This is a genomic window from Globicatella sp. PHS-GS-PNBC-21-1553 (genome assembly GCF_033564055.1).
Classification (GTDB): domain Bacteria; phylum Bacillota; class Bacilli; order Lactobacillales; family Aerococcaceae; genus Globicatella; species Globicatella sulfidifaciens.
The window spans coordinates 90,310-106,043 of sequence record NZ_CP085470.1 but is presented as its reverse complement, the minus strand read 5'-3'; the positions used below and the strand labels follow the sequence as shown (position 1 = coordinate 106,043).

At 31.9% G+C, this 15,734-nt stretch carries 23 protein-coding genes and 1 pseudogene; 20 read left to right on the top strand and 4 right to left on the bottom strand.

The features are described 5' to 3' along the window. Positions 1-107: 107 nt before the first annotated feature. From LB888_RS00600 to LB888_RS00590, 3 genes are all read right to left on the bottom strand, one after another. Positions 108-752, bottom strand: a complete 645-nt coding sequence (locus LB888_RS00600; RefSeq protein ID WP_318753184.1) for an SHOCT domain-containing protein — start codon at positions 750-752, stop codon at positions 108-110. Between the two features lie 479 nt (positions 753-1,231). After that, positions 1,232-1,639 (bottom strand): ImmA/IrrE family metallo-endopeptidase, encoded by a 408-nt coding sequence (locus LB888_RS00595; RefSeq protein ID WP_318753183.1) that lies wholly within the window; start codon positions 1,637-1,639, stop codon positions 1,232-1,234. A 4-nt stretch (positions 1,640-1,643) separates the two neighbouring features. Then, positions 1,644-1,970 carry a helix-turn-helix transcriptional regulator gene (locus LB888_RS00590; protein ID WP_318753182.1) on the bottom strand — a complete coding sequence of 109 codons (327 nt, stop codon included), beginning with the start codon at positions 1,968-1,970 and terminating at the stop codon, positions 1,644-1,646. A 159-nt stretch (positions 1,971-2,129) separates the two neighbouring features. Between LB888_RS00590 and LB888_RS00585 the strand changes: the two genes are divergently transcribed. The 3 genes from LB888_RS00585 to LB888_RS00575 all read left to right on the top strand — a co-directional run bounded on the left by LB888_RS00585 (position 2,130) and on the right by LB888_RS00575 (position 3,600). Continuing rightward, entirely contained in the window at positions 2,130-2,357 is a 228-nt protein-coding gene (locus LB888_RS00585; RefSeq protein WP_318753181.1) for a helix-turn-helix transcriptional regulator, read from the top strand. 45 nt (positions 2,358-2,402) lie between these two features. Then, positions 2,403-2,546, top strand: a complete 144-nt coding sequence (locus LB888_RS00580; protein WP_318753180.1) for a hypothetical protein — start codon at positions 2,403-2,405, stop codon at positions 2,544-2,546. A 760-nt stretch (positions 2,547-3,306) separates the two neighbouring features. Beyond that, the gene (locus tag LB888_RS00575; RefSeq protein ID WP_318753179.1) at positions 3,307-3,600 is read left to right on the top strand and encodes a hypothetical protein; all 294 of its coding nucleotides are present in this window, start codon (positions 3,307-3,309) and stop codon (positions 3,598-3,600) included. Here the strand turns inward: LB888_RS00575 and LB888_RS00570 are convergent. Then, entirely contained in the window at positions 3,587-4,066 is a 480-nt protein-coding gene (locus tag LB888_RS00570) for a hypothetical protein (RefSeq protein WP_318753178.1), read from the bottom strand. The genes LB888_RS00575 and LB888_RS00570 overlap by 14 nt on opposite strands. Positions 4,067-4,251: 185 nt before the next feature. Here LB888_RS00570 and LB888_RS12105 point away from each other — a divergent pair, with 185 nt between their 5' ends. From LB888_RS12105 to LB888_RS12100, 17 genes and pseudogenes are all read left to right on the top strand, one after another. After that, on the top strand, positions 4,252-4,455 hold the full coding sequence (locus LB888_RS12105) for a helix-turn-helix domain-containing protein (RefSeq protein WP_412928095.1): 204 nt from the start codon (positions 4,252-4,254) through the stop codon (positions 4,453-4,455). Between the two features lie 3 nt (positions 4,456-4,458). Continuing rightward, a complete protein-coding gene (locus tag LB888_RS00565; RefSeq protein WP_318753177.1) occupies positions 4,459-4,725 on the top strand; it encodes a DNA-binding protein in 267 nt (88 codons plus the stop codon). A gap of 29 nt (positions 4,726-4,754) precedes the next feature. Continuing rightward, positions 4,755-4,976, top strand: a complete 222-nt coding sequence (locus tag LB888_RS00560; RefSeq protein WP_318753176.1) for a hypothetical protein — start codon at positions 4,755-4,757, stop codon at positions 4,974-4,976. A gap of 145 nt (positions 4,977-5,121) precedes the next feature. After that, complete coding sequence (locus LB888_RS00555; RefSeq protein ID WP_318753175.1) at positions 5,122-5,415, top strand: hypothetical protein; 294 nt, start codon at positions 5,122-5,124, stop codon at positions 5,413-5,415. Positions 5,416-5,491: 76 nt separating this feature from the next. Continuing rightward, positions 5,492-6,304, top strand: coding sequence for a helix-turn-helix domain-containing protein (locus LB888_RS00550; protein ID WP_318753174.1), 813 nt, complete (start codon positions 5,492-5,494; stop codon positions 6,302-6,304). Further along, the gene (dnaI, locus tag LB888_RS00545; protein ID WP_318753173.1) at positions 6,276-7,163 is read left to right on the top strand and encodes a primosomal protein DnaI; all 888 of its coding nucleotides are present in this window, start codon (positions 6,276-6,278) and stop codon (positions 7,161-7,163) included. The genes LB888_RS00550 and dnaI overlap by 29 nt, the downstream gene beginning before the upstream one ends. Before the next feature lie 19 nt (positions 7,164-7,182). After that, positions 7,183-7,476: a hypothetical protein gene (locus tag LB888_RS00540; RefSeq protein WP_318753172.1), complete on the top strand. Its 294-nt coding sequence runs from the start codon at positions 7,183-7,185 to the stop codon at positions 7,474-7,476. Positions 7,477-7,489: 13 nt separating this feature from the next. Next, positions 7,490-7,753, top strand: a complete 264-nt coding sequence (locus LB888_RS00535) for a hypothetical protein (protein ID WP_318753171.1) — start codon at positions 7,490-7,492, stop codon at positions 7,751-7,753. 117 nt (positions 7,754-7,870) lie between these two features. Further along, positions 7,871-8,113 (top strand): glutaredoxin family protein, encoded by a 243-nt coding sequence (locus LB888_RS00530; RefSeq protein WP_318753170.1) that lies wholly within the window; start codon positions 7,871-7,873, stop codon positions 8,111-8,113. After that, entirely contained in the window at positions 8,107-8,460 is a 354-nt protein-coding gene (locus tag LB888_RS00525) for a hypothetical protein (protein WP_318753169.1), read from the top strand. The genes LB888_RS00530 and LB888_RS00525 overlap by 7 nt, the downstream gene beginning before the upstream one ends. Positions 8,461-8,727: 267 nt before the next feature. Continuing rightward, positions 8,728-9,165 (top strand): ArpU family phage packaging/lysis transcriptional regulator, encoded by a 438-nt coding sequence (locus LB888_RS00520; protein WP_318753168.1) that lies wholly within the window; start codon positions 8,728-8,730, stop codon positions 9,163-9,165. A 252-nt stretch (positions 9,166-9,417) separates the two neighbouring features. Beyond that, the gene (locus tag LB888_RS00515; protein ID WP_318753167.1) at positions 9,418-9,966 is read left to right on the top strand and encodes a tyrosine-type recombinase/integrase; all 549 of its coding nucleotides are present in this window, start codon (positions 9,418-9,420) and stop codon (positions 9,964-9,966) included. 285 nt (positions 9,967-10,251) lie between these two features. Beyond that, a complete protein-coding gene (locus tag LB888_RS00510; RefSeq protein WP_318753166.1) occupies positions 10,252-11,025 on the top strand; it encodes a P27 family phage terminase small subunit in 774 nt (257 codons plus the stop codon). Then, positions 11,022-12,773, top strand: a complete 1,752-nt coding sequence (locus LB888_RS00505) for a terminase large subunit (RefSeq protein ID WP_318753165.1) — start codon at positions 11,022-11,024, stop codon at positions 12,771-12,773. Before LB888_RS00510 ends, LB888_RS00505 begins: the two co-directional genes overlap by 4 nt. Positions 12,774-12,776: 3 nt before the next feature. Next, positions 12,777-14,006 carry a phage portal protein gene (locus LB888_RS00500; RefSeq protein ID WP_318753164.1) on the top strand — a complete coding sequence of 410 codons (1,230 nt, stop codon included), beginning with the start codon at positions 12,777-12,779 and terminating at the stop codon, positions 14,004-14,006. Beyond that, positions 13,993-14,562, top strand: coding sequence for an HK97 family phage prohead protease (locus LB888_RS00495; RefSeq protein ID WP_318753992.1), 570 nt, complete (start codon positions 13,993-13,995; stop codon positions 14,560-14,562). The genes LB888_RS00500 and LB888_RS00495 overlap by 14 nt, the downstream gene beginning before the upstream one ends. Beyond that, positions 14,555-15,726 (top strand): annotated as a pseudogene (locus tag LB888_RS12100) (phage major capsid protein). The gene LB888_RS00495 and the pseudogene LB888_RS12100 overlap by 8 nt, the downstream one beginning before the upstream one ends. The last annotated feature ends 8 nt before the right edge of the window (positions 15,727-15,734 follow it).

Genomic DNA, 15,734 nt, shown 5'->3' with positions numbered 1-15,734 from the left:
GCTTTAATCACTCACAGGAGCTTCCGTTCCTAGAGGAGGTAAAATTTCTAATTCAGCGGCGGTTCAGTTACGATAGGTTGCGGACCGCCAAGTTAGAGGGGGATTTTTTAAATTTCTTTCATTTTTTCATCGAACTCTTCTTGTGTTAATAAACCTACCGCTAGTAATCCTTCCAATTTTTTTATGCGAAGATCTTCTTCATCAACTTCTGGTTCTTCAATTTCTTCCACTAACTCATCAACTTTTGGATTTGGATAAAGCAATCCAATAATATAAGTGACTATCAATGCAATTGGAATGGTTGCTGGATAAACCCCTAGCCAATCACAAAAGAAATAAAAGAACGTTCCAAGCATTGCAAATAAAATAAATGATACGACATAATTATTAGCAATATATTGGATGAGTTGGACATATAAACCTACCATACCTGCTAAACTGATAATACCTAGAACAATCGGTATAATTTTCCACCAACCGTCTAAAAATAAATAAAGGATGATTGCAATTAATGCGAGATAGATCATTGCCACCACTGACGAGCCGCTAGCTGTTTTACCAATATCACGAGCGCTAACAGTCGTTTTATTATAGGCTTTATTATAAATAGCTTTTTTAGGGTTATTTATTAAACCCATTCCTTTCTTTCCATAAAGCGGATTAATCGCTTTCTTGGCACTTCGTTTAATTCTTCCAGTGGTTCTTGCTTTAATACTTCGATTTATACTAGGTTTTCTAACGCCATATTTCATTGTTTTACCTCCTATATAAGTGATTATTATTTAGTGCTAAGATAGATACAGATGCAAAAAAATGAGCAGACAAACATTTAGTTCATCTGCTCTAGCCCTTTAGGCAATACAATATGTTTTAGTCCTTAAGACTCTTAAACAATTATAGCAGAGATAATACTAAAAGTATCTAAAGTTTATAATATTATTTTTTCTAATAATTCAAATTAAATTAATAAATCATTCCATCCAACTTGGTAGATGCAAGTAATTAATGATTTGTCCAATTTTATAGTCATAAATCGATATTATTTCCTGCTTTATTAAGTTCTAAAGCCATCTGTATTACAATTTTAAGTTTATCCTTTAAAGGTTCATTCAATGGTTTGCCAAAAAACGAGACATCTTTTGTGCAATACATCATATCTAACAATTCATTAAGAGCTTGACCAATGTAAAATATTACTTTTTACTTTATTCTTTTTTACTAATATAAAAAATTAAAAAATTCCTTTTCTTTGATAATGCATAACTACTTCATTAACATAGTTAACTGGTAAATTAAATTCATCAGCGATGTCATATGTATATACGGTCTCTCTATTATTAATATATTCAAGTAGCTTTTCTCTAGGAACTAATTTTTTATATCCCCATTCACGACCCTTTAGTTCCATTTTTCGATTAAAAAGTATTGATTGATCGGTTATATCAATTCCATTAGCTAAAGTTTTATAGTGTCCAATTTCTTCTGATAAGTAAGTTATAGCCTCGTCATATGGTATTTTTGAATTAATATAAATTGTCTTATTTATAATAATTGCTGGTAGTCCATCAGGCATGTCACAACGAAATTTAAAAGTTAATTCATTTTCAAATTCTGCAATTAACTTTTCAAAATTGTTCATAGAATCACTCCTCTTGATGTTGTGATTTTAAAAATTCAATATATTTAATAATATCCTTCATTTGTTCCTCTGTTACATTATTGTCAATATGAGCAGCGATTCTTTTTGTATTTTCATCAATAGGCTCTTTATCTGTCCAACCCATTAAATATGCTGGAGAAACATCTAAGGCATCTGCAATCATTTCAATAACATCATTCTTGATGTTTTTTATATCTCCACTCTCATATCTTTGTACCGTAGCTTCAGTCTTACCGATTTTTTGACCTAATTCTTTTAATGTCATACCCCTTAATTCCCTAGAGTATTTCAATCGTTCCTCAAAAGACATTATAATAACCTCCTATATTTTATAAACCAATTATAAGGAAAACTTTCGGTATTTGCAATACATTTAGGTATTTTCGACCGATTAACTTACGTAAAATGCTTGACATGTTTGGTATACTATTGTATATTAAACTTACGCAATACGAAAGGTGGTGAAATAATGTCAGTAGTTAATAGTAAATTGTTAAAAGCTAAAATTGCTGAAAATGGATATAATATTGGGACATTAGCACATGAAATTGGTGTTGATAGGGACACTATTAGCAATATTTTGAATGGTAAAACAAAACCATCTTATCCCGTAATGAATGGAATATTTTTTACTCTGAAACTCACATCGGATGAAGCAACTAATATTTTTTTTGCAAAAAACTATCGTAATACGTAAGTTTTTTATTGGATATAATTTTTATGTATAAAATGGGGATTTCAAATGGAAGAAAAATTAGAAACAAGTTTTATTGAAGTATATGTCAAATTAATCGAATGGGCCATTGAGAATGGATTCGACCTAGATGATGTTGAAATGGCTTGCAAGGTTTTCTTGATGCAGCGAGGAGAGAATTGGAAAGGGTAGAGGTGAATGGAAGCAATTTATATTGAAAATCAAATTATTCTACTAACAACAATTATTTTTATTTTCATGATATTAATTTATATTTTGGAATTTGAAAAGCCATTAAAAATCATTTGTTACATTCAATGTATTTTAATCTATCTTTTTCTATTAATTGGACTATTAATGAAATAAAAAATATTGCTGATCTATAAGAACAGCAATAAATATCAAGAGGTGAAAAATGAATTTCTTTGTTTTCTTATTGTTATACATAATGTACTTCGGTGCCCCTATTTTACTAACCCTTTTTATTATTAAACGTCACAAGAAACCTGATGATACTAGGAATGAAAACAACAAAAGGGAATCCGAAGATAGTTGATAATAGCTCAAATTGTTCAGTCGTTAAAATATTTAGCCATGAATAGGTAGTCAAATAAAAAAAGACAATAATCATTATAATTGTTGAAATTTTTATAATTATTGAGTTGTTTATTTTAAAAAGTTTGAGTGCTTCTTCAGTAAATGCACCAAAAAAAGCTGAAAAGAAAAATACAAAAAGAAACGACACCAATAATTTATTAAAATCTACAGAATTAATTACTTTTATTGCTGAAAAATCATTCGGAGTTATTATCCATTCGTTTAATTTAAAAAACATTATCATTACTAAAATTGAGAGCGCGATTGTTATGGTTTTTTCTCAAATTTTTTCAAGGCAATCCTACTTTCATTATTTTTACAATGTTTTGTCAAGATTTAAAGCGAGGTGAAATTTATGTCAAATTTTATAGCCACATATTTGATGCTCGTTAAATGGGCAGAAGAAAATAAGATTAAAGAAGAAGATCTTGCACTGGCATGCAAAATCTTCTTGTTAGGTCAGGTCAATCTGGATACAGATATGCAGGAAGTAGAACCATCAAAAGGTGAAACATTAAAAAATTTAGATGGAATTTACCTAACGTCTGAATTAATTCCTACTAGAATTCGAATTAAAGGCGATAATGTTGAAGTAATCAAGACTACTTCGGATAAAGAGATTTTTCTAAAAGCCTTTAAATCTCATTAAAAACAACGGATAAAGGGGTATATTCGTTTTCAAATGATTTTACAAACTTCAAGTTAATTTCTTTATTTATTAATGATTGATAATTATAAAAGATCTCTGGCATTTCAAATTCGTGATTAATTTCCATTTGCTGGATAAACTCAATCATTTCATTGAAATATATTTCAGGAAAATGAATTACACGATCATTGTTTTGACCATAATTTTTTAAAATTACATTGTAAATATAACGTCTTATTTCATAGAAAGGATTTCCGTCTTCAAAATTTGTATATTTCTCAATATAAGTACTATGGGAATTGGGACTGTATATTTTCCACTCAATGGTGCCATAGTCGTTTTTCGTAAATGTTTTTGCCTCAAATACATCGTCGCTAGATTTTATAACTAATTTATAATCAAATTTTGAGTTTTGTGTGATGGTAAAGAATGCATAATCAAGCAATTGTAATTGTAAATAGTTCATTTAGTCACCTCGCTTTCTTAAGTTATTATTAAAAACTGAACGAGAATAATATTCACACCATAATATTATTCAGAATTTCGTGAGATCAATTCTTAACAATATTATTATACATGAGATTACTTAAAATCACAATATATAGTTGTGCATAACTTTATTTAGCGCTATATATTGTGTATAGAACGGAGATGATCAAAATAAATATTAACAAATTGAAAGAATATGTTGACAATTCTGAAATGACTGTACACGAGATTCAAGTTAAAGCTGATCTCAAGTCTGGTCAACTCTACAGAATCCTGTCAGGAATCACTAAGGACATTACATTAACGACAGCTTTTAAACTATCTGATGCTTTAAATTTTGACATTAATGAATTAAGGGGTGAGTAAGAAATGGAATTAACAAGCTTATTATCAGAATCAGCAAGTTTAGAACTTGTTAATCACATTGTAGACATTATTGAACAAGAGGTTGAGAAACGTATGTTAGCAAAAGAAAAACAATGGTTAATGCAGAAGGAAGTTTATGAGGAATATAACTGCCATGCAAAGATTTTAAGAGAATGGGAAAGATTAGGTTTAAAAAAACGTAGACAGGGAACCAAGTGGTACTACGATCGATATGAAATTGATGAATTACTTCAAACATTAAAAAAATAAAAATATGCCTGCCAGCATGAGGGGAAATTATGAAAGTACATATTCAATGTTTAGTTAAAAGTATTAAAGTTGTGTTTTGCCTATTGACAATATTTTCAATGTTTTACGTTCCTTATAAATGCTTAATTAATCTAAATGAAGAGAGTAATCGGATAAGAGAAGAGCTTAAAGAAGCAATCAAGATAACTGAAAAACAAGTGAGAGAGAGTGAAGAATTGATTGAAAGAATGGAAAAAATCAGAAATCAATAGATCTGTTTCAAATTATCTTGCCACAGGCGATATATCTAATTTAATGGATATACCAAACATTTTAGCCTACACAAGATTTGAAGCATATCGAATAGAGTTTACAACTGTAATCAATAATTTTATTAAAAAGTTAGGAGAGATAGTTATGAAGTTTTGTCAATTAGATTTTGATGTACAGAAAAAAGTGATTGAGAATTGTTATTCGGATTTATGGGAATCTGATTTGCCTGTTACTGAGGAATATGTCCAATTTAGAGTTAGACAATTGAATTATGACGTCAATGGTAACCTAATTGAAGAACATTATGGGACACTAACTTTTGAAGATTGGTTGGCTTCAAATTACGAATTGAGTGCTGATCAATTTGATGTGGAAGATTATGATTTTCAACAGAAAGTATTATCTGAGTATAAGCAGTATTTAAAAAAATATGCATAAAAATAGTCCGTATAGCAGTACGGACTTACAAAATCAAGATACTTTAATTTTACATGTAATTAGGAAGGAAATCAATATGGAACATAAAGGATATTACGCAATACTGCCTGCAAACGTAAGATACGATACTAACTTATCATCAACAGCTAAACTTCTGTATGCAGAGATTACAGCATTATCAAATCTTAATGGCTATTGTTGGGCGACTAATTCATATTTTGCGAAATTATACAATGTGACTTCGGTTACTATTAGTCGAATTATTACTCAGTTGAGCGATAGGGGATATATTCGAACAGAAATCATTTATAAAGAGAACTCAAAAGAGATTGACAAAAGAGTAATTTATATAGCAGAACCTATTAACAATATTGATAATACCTATAATCAAAAAGTTAGTGAGCCTATTAACGAAAATGTTAAGGGGTATCAACAAAAATGTTCAACCCCTATTAACAAAAATGATAAAGAGAATACTAATAATATTAATATTAAAAAGAATAATAATATATATAGATCAAATGAGCAAAAATCACTTAGAAATGACTTTGAAAAGTTATGGAAGTTGTATCCAAATAAAAAAGGAAAAGAAGCAGCTTTTAAGGCATATTGTAAAGCAATTGAAAGTGGTACGTCAAATAAAGAAATACAAAATGGTATTATAGCTTACCAAAAAGAAATTGCATTTAAAAATACAAATCCTAAATATATTAAACATGGAAGCACCTGGTTTAACAACCAATGTTGGAACGATGAATACGAACAGCCACCGTTAGAGAGACAAGCAATTGAAAATAAGGTGATAAAAGAAGAATTATTGTCTGAAGAGCAAATAAAAGAACTGATGGGAGGATTATCCGATGGAATCGATAGGACAGTTGATGAGTAAAATGGCTTTACCTGGTCAACCACCAACCTTAGAACAAATGTTAAGTCATAAGGACGTACGAAAGTTCTTACAAGAGCATCCAGGTATTCCTAACTCTGTAATACAAAATAGTAAGTCGAGATTAAACGAGTATATTAATGCTTTGAATAAAGTACATGAAACTGGGATGGAACCAGTGTTGGTTATGAATTATGGTTTTATTGATTGTGCTTATCGTCCAAGCAGTACTCGATTAAGACTTATTGAAGAGCGTAAAAAGGCATCGCTGTTAATAAACCATTCAATGTCAGAAGCAATTAAAGCAGCAAGCTTTGAAAAAATGCAAATGACCAAAGAACGTTATGAGTTGATTAAGTACATTCGTGAATTTGCCACGGAGTACATAGCGGATTCTGAAGGACTATACCAAGGTGCATTTGTCAGTGGCGGTTATGGTATTGGGAAAACGTATATCCTTAGTGCATTGGCTAATCATTTAGCAAAACACGGAAAGAATGTCAGAATTGAGCATTTTCCAACTTTTGTTAATGAACTTAAACAAAAGATTGCAACAAACGAAGTAATGACAGAAGTTAAAAAATTGATGAAGTCAGAATTTTTAATCATTGATGATTTTGGTGCCGAAAAACTGACCGAGTGGCTAAGAGATGATGTTATTCTTGTGATTTTGGAATATCGTATGAATAATATTTTGCCAACTTTTATCACATCTAATTTAACGATGCAAGAAACGAGAGAATATCTATCTCGAACAAAAGAAGGTGTTGATTACCGCAAGGCTGATCGAATCATGGAACGGATAAAATATTTAACTAAAGAAATTAAATTAGTCGGAACGAATAAAAGAAATCCAGATTAAAGAAAGAAATCAAAGAGATATGTGTGCTAAATATGTTTATCAATACAAAACTTTAATGAAAAACGGAAAAGTCGATACAGATCGTGATGGCCTTGTCAAAGAAACCGAATATATTAACGAATCTCCAGAATGGTGGATTAATTTAATAAAAAAAGCAGAAAAAATTATTCGACATAGATACGCACTATGTATTGTTTACCAAGGTTATGAATATAGCTTGAGAATAAACAACATTAAGTTGACAGAACATGATGATTTAAAACTTTGGATTGAACGACATTGGCTTGGTCATGGACAAATAGAATTATTTTAAAGTGGGTGAATAAATGATTAATCAATTCGAATATGATGTCTTGTGTAATTGGAGAAGAGCAGGCTATCGTTGGATTGCTAGAGATAAAATAAACGGACTATCACTACATCGGGAAAAACCAAAAAATGTTAATGGCTATTGGCAATCGGATAAATTTGGAAATTTTTATATCGGCAAATTTGAAGAATTTGTAATGATTAAAAAGTCTGAATCACCGACTAAAATTTTAGATTTAATCCATGATTACGAGAAACATTTAATCGTAAAAGGAGAGTAAATAATGTTTTTGATTTTAATATTATCTGTGTTAGTTGTCATTATCATACTAGAATCCGATGATAAATATAGCATGTAAAGTCAAAGAGATGGATCAAAATGAACAAGGAGGAAATCAATGCTAATCAGAGTATTTGGAAAGCCAGGATGTCAACAATGTAAGATGACCGTTCAGGTCTTAAAAGAATTAGAAGCTGATTTTGAATACTTGGATATTACAAAGGACCAAGAAGCTAGAGAAGAATTTGATACATATGGCTACAAAAGTTTACCAATAGTTGTTGCACCAGGGCATGAAATATTTTATGGTTTTCGTCCAGATGAATTAAAAGCAATAGTAGCGAGTGGTTCAAAATGGTAGAAATACTGGAAAAATATACGGTAAATGGAATATCAGGTCAACTAATGGGATTCAAGAAAAATAATACCATCGCTGTTATTTATGACGGCAAACAAAATCATGAAGTGGATCTTACAAAAATTAAAAATGGGGAAACTCATAAGAGATGTTCTGATTGCGATAAAATTTTATCGTTAGAAAGTTTTAGCCGTTTAAAAGGTAAAATATTAAGAAATCAATGCAAACAATGTATGGGCCGCAGGATTAGACATGGTCGCAAAAAGAGTCAACTTAGAAAACGAAAAGTTGAAGAAACAGGTCAAACAATACAGGAATATGTTGAAAAACGCTGGGGAATAAAATGTTAGAGGAGAATTTAAAATAAAACCATTAGTTAAAAAAGAAGAACTTCTCAATAATCGTATGTTTCCACTTACGAGAACGTCTAAATATATAATAAAAGATATTTATGAAAATGAAGTCGGAACTTTTGACACAAGAGCTATGGCCAATCAATGGCTAATTGCTAAGTACCCAAACACCAAAGAAGGAAACAGAAAAAATTCATTAGTGACTAGAGTTTTACCAAGACTAATGGTCATTCAAAAGTATAGATAATATCAAGGAGTGGTCTAATGTCGTTTAGTGAAGAATCAACTGAAGTTAAAAAAATTAACTATCGAAAATCAAAAAAGAATGTATCTAAAGTGATTACGAATTACGAGCGCAAATTGATGAGAGTGAAAGCTGGTAGACAACCAAAGATAACCCAATCTTTTAAGCTTGAATTGATTTCAACTAGCAATACAAGCCACTCCTCTACTGAAGATGCTGCAATATATAATCTTGAAGGTTTTAGAGAAGATTTAAATTTTATTGATCATGTCAATGATTGTTTGAATCGATTAGATCTAGAAGATAGACAAATTATTTGGTACTCAATGTTTCAAAATTTACCTAACATACAAGTGGCCGAAATGGTTAATACATCCTATAGCAATTTGTTAATCAAAAAAAGAAATGCTATAGAGCTTTTCGCAATTGCTTTGCAATGCGAAGTATATTTTTCATAGTAGAAACATTTTAGAAACATTTTAGAAAGTTAGTAGAAAATTTTTAGAAAAATAAAAAAACTGAATGTGCTATTATGATATTGTGAGGTAATGAAGGTAGTACCAATTATTCAGAGAAAAGGTATTGAGTTTGGTCGCTCAACTGGTTCGATTCCAGACTCTGAAGTAATTCCATGTAGAACAACTCCTCCTAATTTTCCACCTAGTAAATCTAGGTGGTTTTTATTTTGGTTTGAAAGAGGGCGGTGAAGATTGAATTATGTAGAACCAATTCGTAGTAAAGATGATATTGATATGATGTCCGAGTATTTGAAGGAATGGGATGAGCGAAACTATATACTTTTTTTAATTGGTATTAATACAGGATTAAGAATAGCAGATATTCTACGACTTAGAGTTTGTGATGTCAGAGGTTGGTATATTGTTCTGAAAGAAAAGAAAACTAAAAAAGTAATCAAGCGAAAACTTAATAACAAGCTGAAAAAAGTTTTAGATGCATATTGTTATGGCAAGCGGTCGAATGAGCCACTCATAAAAAGTCGAAACGGGTATAACAAACCGATTACTCGAGAGATGGCTTATTTAATTATTAAAACTGCAGCCACAGATTGTGGCATAGAAAATATTGGTACTCACTCTATGCGAAAAACATTTGGATATCATCACTATCAAAAACATAAAGATATTGGATTACTCATGGAAATGTTTAATCATTCAAGTCCAGCAATAACGAAACGATATATTGGAATTAATCAAGATTCTCAAGATCGTTCGCTTGCTGGATTTAGTTTAGGTCTTTAGTTCAAAATGAACTTAACATAATGAGAATAGGTTAAATTGGTTTTTGCCATGATGGATAAAGATAGATGTATCAAGCGTTTAGATAAAACAGTGAGTTTAACACAATATGTGTTGAAGTAAATTAGGCACCTTTTATTTGGCGAAAATTCATAGATTTTAGAGCGATAAATAATAAATGGGTAATTAATCGATTAATATTTTAAAAGCAAAATGGTGGTGATTTTTATTCGTTCTGAAAAGGCAACAGATCCATTCTATACATCAAAGAGATGGCGAAGAAAAAGGATGGCGATTTTAAAAAGAGATTCATTCATGTGTCGTGAAAGTAAACGATTTGGAAATACAACACCGGCAAATACAGTTCATCATATTTATCCAATTGAACTTTATCCAGAATTAGCATTTCAAAACTGGAATCTAATTTCAATGGCAGGTAACGTTCATAATACTTTCCATGACCGTACTACAAACGAAATTATTAACGGGGGAAAATATTGGCAAAAGAAATTTTCAAAAGAGTTTGAAAAATTTTATGGAACCCCCCGACTTTGTGAAATTATAGCCCTTAGGGGTCACCGAGGTCAGGGGAAACATTTCCCTCTCAACCAGTTTGTGAAATTGAAAGTTGAAAAACTAAGCACTAATGAAAGAAAGGTGGTTTTATATGTGGCAAGGTCTAAAAAGCAACCAACAACTCAGAAGTCCTACTACAATTTGACAAAAAAATCGATGGAAACATTAGGCTTTTATCGAGTAGAGTATGAGCCATTAATCTCAATCTATGGAGGTATGTTACATCAGTACGATCAATATTCTAAGCAATTAGAGAACGAAGGGTTTGACCCTACCGAAGTATTGGTTAATACAAAAGGTGTTGTTTCAGAGAAGAAATCACCACTAGTCAGCACCATGGAAACATTGAGAAAAGATATTTTAGCCTATTCTGATAGATTGTGTTTAAATCCTAAGGCTTTATCTGATGAGAAAAATCGTCAAGATAAAAATCAACCTCAAGGTCTTGAAAATATTTTAGACAGTATTTGGAATGATGATGCATGAGATTAGATCATATTGATTCACCAAATTTTTATCGTGCTGTTAAATATGCGACTTCAATCGTTTCAGGAAAAATCATTGCTGCTAAGAGACGTAGATTAGCATGCGAGAGGTTTTTAAAGGATTTAGAAAGTAGCAAATGGGATTTTAGACAACAAGAATTCGATTTTGTCATTAAATTAATTCAGACAACAATTGTCCATAAGAAAGGTGAGAGCCTAGACGGAGTGCCATTAAGTGGGACTCCTTTTATTTTGCAAGAATGGCAAGTGTTTTTAATCGTGAATCTTTTTGGATTTTACAATAAGGACAGTAGAATTAGACGATTTAATGAGCTACTACTGATGTTACCTCGTAAAAATGGTAAAACACCGTTTGCTACTGCATTAGCGTGGGCCATTTCATTACTAGAAAACAAGTCAGGTGCCACATGTTACGTTCTGGCAAATAACTTGAAACAAACGAAAGAGTCTTTTGAGTTTATGAAGTACAATGTCGAGCGATACAAAGACCCTAAAATCAGAATTCGTGATAATAACAATGAACACTCTATTTCAAAAAGATTTAGTAATGGTGGTTACTTTGAATTTAATGCACTTGCAGCAAAGGAAGATAATCTTGACTCGTTCAACGGTAATGTCATTGTGCTAGATGAGGTACACGGATTTAAAAATGCTAAGAAATATACCTTAATGAAAAATGCCCAAAGAGCATTCAGAAATAAATTATTAATGGCCATAACTACTGCTGGTGATTTACCAAATGGTTTTTTAGCTCAACGTTTAAAGTATTGTGACAAAGTGCTGAATGGAACCGTAGAAGATGATGCGTATCTCATTTTTATCTGTGACTGTGATGTTGATGATAATGGCGAAGTTGTGAATTATACAGATGAAAATGTATTAATTCAGGCTAATCCTAGTATTGGTATTACCGTAGATTTAAATGATTTAAAACGTGATGCAGAGATGGCTGTCGCTGATCCTCAGACTAGAAATGAGTATTTCAACAAGACTTTGAATTTATTTACAAATTCAATAAAAGCCTACTTCAATGTTTTAGACTTTACCAACAGTGATAAGCAGTATGATTGGACTTTAGAAGAGTTAGTGAAACTACCAATTACTTGGTATGGCGGAGCGGACCTTTCTAAATTACATGACTTAACTGCAGCAGCATTATACGGTCGATACAATGATGTCGATATTGCTATTACACATGCATTCTTTCCAATAACCGCCGCTCACAAGAAGGCTAACGAAGATGGAATACCATTATTTGGTTGGAGAGATGATGGATGGCTTACCATGTCAAATACCGAAACTGTTTTATATGACGACATCATAAATTGGTTTGTGTCCATGCGAAAGAAAGGTTTCAAAATTAAAATTGTTGGATTTGATAAGAAATTTGGTCGTGAATTTTACTTAGGAATGCAAAAACAACGATTTAAGATTGTTGACCAACCTCAATATTTCTATCGGAAATCTGAAGGATTTAGGCGGATTGAGGTTAAAGCTAAGAACAGAGAATTTTACTACTTACATTCCGATGCATTTGAGTACTGTGTTCAAAATGTGCGTGCAGTTGAAAAAACGGATGACATGATACAGTATTCGAAAGTCGATGAAGGTGGTAAATATCGTATTGATATCTTTGATGCAACAGTTTTTGCTGCAGTGCAAATGTTAGAAGATTTAGAAAGTGAAAAAGATATTTCAGGCTTTTTCAAAAAGAAAGGAGAGAAGTAATATTTGGGATTATTTGATTTTATTAAACGTCAGTTAACAACTGATGAACAACCTGTAACAAGTGATTCGTCAAGTACACCAGTAATTGGGGTATCAAATCCGTATGAGTTTAATAAATTTATCTTTCAAGATGCCTATGTTCCTTTAAATAAGCATCCTGATGTGATTATTGCAGTTGATCGTATTGCAGATATGGTGTCGAATATGACGATTCACCTCATGCAAAGCACTGAAAAAGGTGATGTGAGAATTAAGAATGCCTTGTCAAGAAAGATTGATATTGAACCTTGTCAATTTATGACTCGTAAGTCATGGATTTATCGAATCGTTAGAGATTTGTTGCTTGATGGAGATGGCAATTCACTCGTGCATATTAGTTATGATGCGAAAAACGATTTGATAAAAAATCTAACTCCTTTACCAATGCAAGATGTTCAATATTTTGCCACAAAAGATGGTTATAAGGTCACAGTGGGTGATGTTACGTATAAACCTGATGAGTTAATACATTTTGTTATAAATCCAGATACTAGATACCACTGGAAAGGTACTGGGTATCGAGTACAATTGGCTGAAATAGTCAATAATCTATCCCAAGCAACCAAAACTAAACGAGATTTTTTAAAATCTAAAAACATGCCGAGTTTAATTATTAAAGTGGATGCGCTGAATGAAGATTTAGCCAGTCCAACTGGACGTCAAAAGGTTTTAGAAAAGTATATCGAAACAGAAAATGCAGGGGAACCTTGGGTAATTCCAGCTGATTTGATGGAAGTCGTTCAAGTTAAACCTCTCTCGCTACAAGATATTGCTATTAATGAATCAGTTGCAATCGATAAGAAAACAGTTGCTGGTATTCTTGGTGTACCACCATTCTTTTTAGGTGTTGGAGACTTTAACAAGGATAGTTTTAACAACTGGGTCAATACAAGAGTGATGTCAATTGCGACTGTAATCGCACAGACACTTACTCGAGATATTCTCATTAGTGAGGAATTATATTTTAAATTCAATCCTAGAAGTTTATATTCATATAGTTTGACAGAATTAGTAAATGCAGGTTCGCAACTAGTGAAAATCAACAGCATGAGACGCAACGAATTACGGGATTGGATTGGCTTGACACCTGATGAAGAAATGGAAGAGTTAATCGTGCTTGAAAACTTTATTCCACAAGACAAATTAGGTGATCAAAATAAATTGAATGGTGGTGAGTACACTGAAAAAACGTAATGCTTATTTAGAAACCCAATTTACGACTCGAGAATCTACAGAAACTAATGATATGGTGCTAGAAGGTTATTTTGTAAAGTTCAATTCAGAGACAGAAATTTTTGAAGGTTATTTTGAAAAAATTGCACCACAGGCAATTAAAGAATTAAATGGTGCGGATATTAGAGCTTTATTTAATCACGATTCAAGCATGGTATTAGGTCGAACAGTCAACGATACACTTAAATTAGTTAAAGATGAGGTTGGTTTAAAAGGCACTATTACAATTAATCAGGAAGACCCTGAAGCAGTGGCAGTATATGCAAGAGTAAAACGTGGCGATATTTCTGGTTGTTCATTTGGTTTTTATGTGACATCGAATGAAATTGAAAAACGTTCAGATGGTACGGTATTGGATACGATTACTGGTTTGGAGTTAATTGAAGTAAGTACTGTCACATTCCCTGCATATCCTCAAACTGAAATTAATGCACGGTCAAAAGATTTGGAAGTATTTAAATCAAAAGAATTAAATTATAGAAAAGCAGAATTAAAGGAGCGATTTAAGAATGAATAAAGCGTTGTTGTTAGGTGCGAAAATTCGTATGAAAACTAAGACTTTGAAAGACTTACAAGATGAGTTATTAGTTCGTGAAGCAGAAATGGCAGATGAATTAGCAAAAGTAGATGAAGCCGAAACAGAAGAAGAAGTGAATACTTTAGAGAACAATTTAAACTCCTTGCAAGAAGGATTAGATAAGTTGAATTCGGACTTATCAGATGTTCAGTCTGAATTGGATATGTTGAATGAAGAACTAGAAAAATTAAATGAGAAATTACCAGAAGATGAAACTACAAATGAAAGAGGGAAAAAGATGCCAAAGAATTTAGAGATGCGTGCTGCTATTAATCGTTATGTTAAAACTAAAGGTCAAGAACGTGCTGGTATTACAACTGTCGATGCAGGAGCGTTAATTCCAGTTGAATTATTACAGCCTGTTGTTAAGAAAACAAATGTCGTGGACTTATCAAAACTTGTCCGAAACGTAAAGGTTTCTAGTGGTTCAGGTAAATACCCAGTTATTAAACGATCTGGCAATAAAATGGTAAGTGTAGGTGAATTAGAAAAAAATCCTGAATTAGAAAACCAACCATTACTCAAGTTGATTTTAGTATTGAAACTTATCGTGGTTACATCCCAGTATCTCAAGAATCAATTGATGATGCAGATTATGACCTAACTGGCTTAATTGCGGATGAAATTGCTGATCAAGAATTGAACACTAAAAACTTTGAAATTAGTGCGGTTTTAAAAACAGCAACTCCTAAATCAGTTGCTGGATTTGATGGCATTAAGGACATTATCAATAAAGATATCAATCCGATTTACAATGTCGAATTAGTAGTATCTCAATCTATGTTTGCTGCATTAGATAAAGTTAAAGATAATGAAGGTCGTTATATGATGCAACCAGATGTTACTTCACCAACAGGTTATAAATTCTCAGGACGTGTCATCTACACATTACCAGACGACATGATTGGTGAAGCAACAGGTGATATGGTTGGATTTATTGGTGATGTTAAGGAATTCGCAACTCTATTTGATCGTTTACAAGCGACAGTTAAATGGACGGACCATAATATTTATGGCCAATTATTAGCAGGGTTCGTACGATTTGATACGAAAGCTGTTGACACTGATGCTGGTGTGTATGTTACTTATACTGATGCAGTCTAATGAGGAAT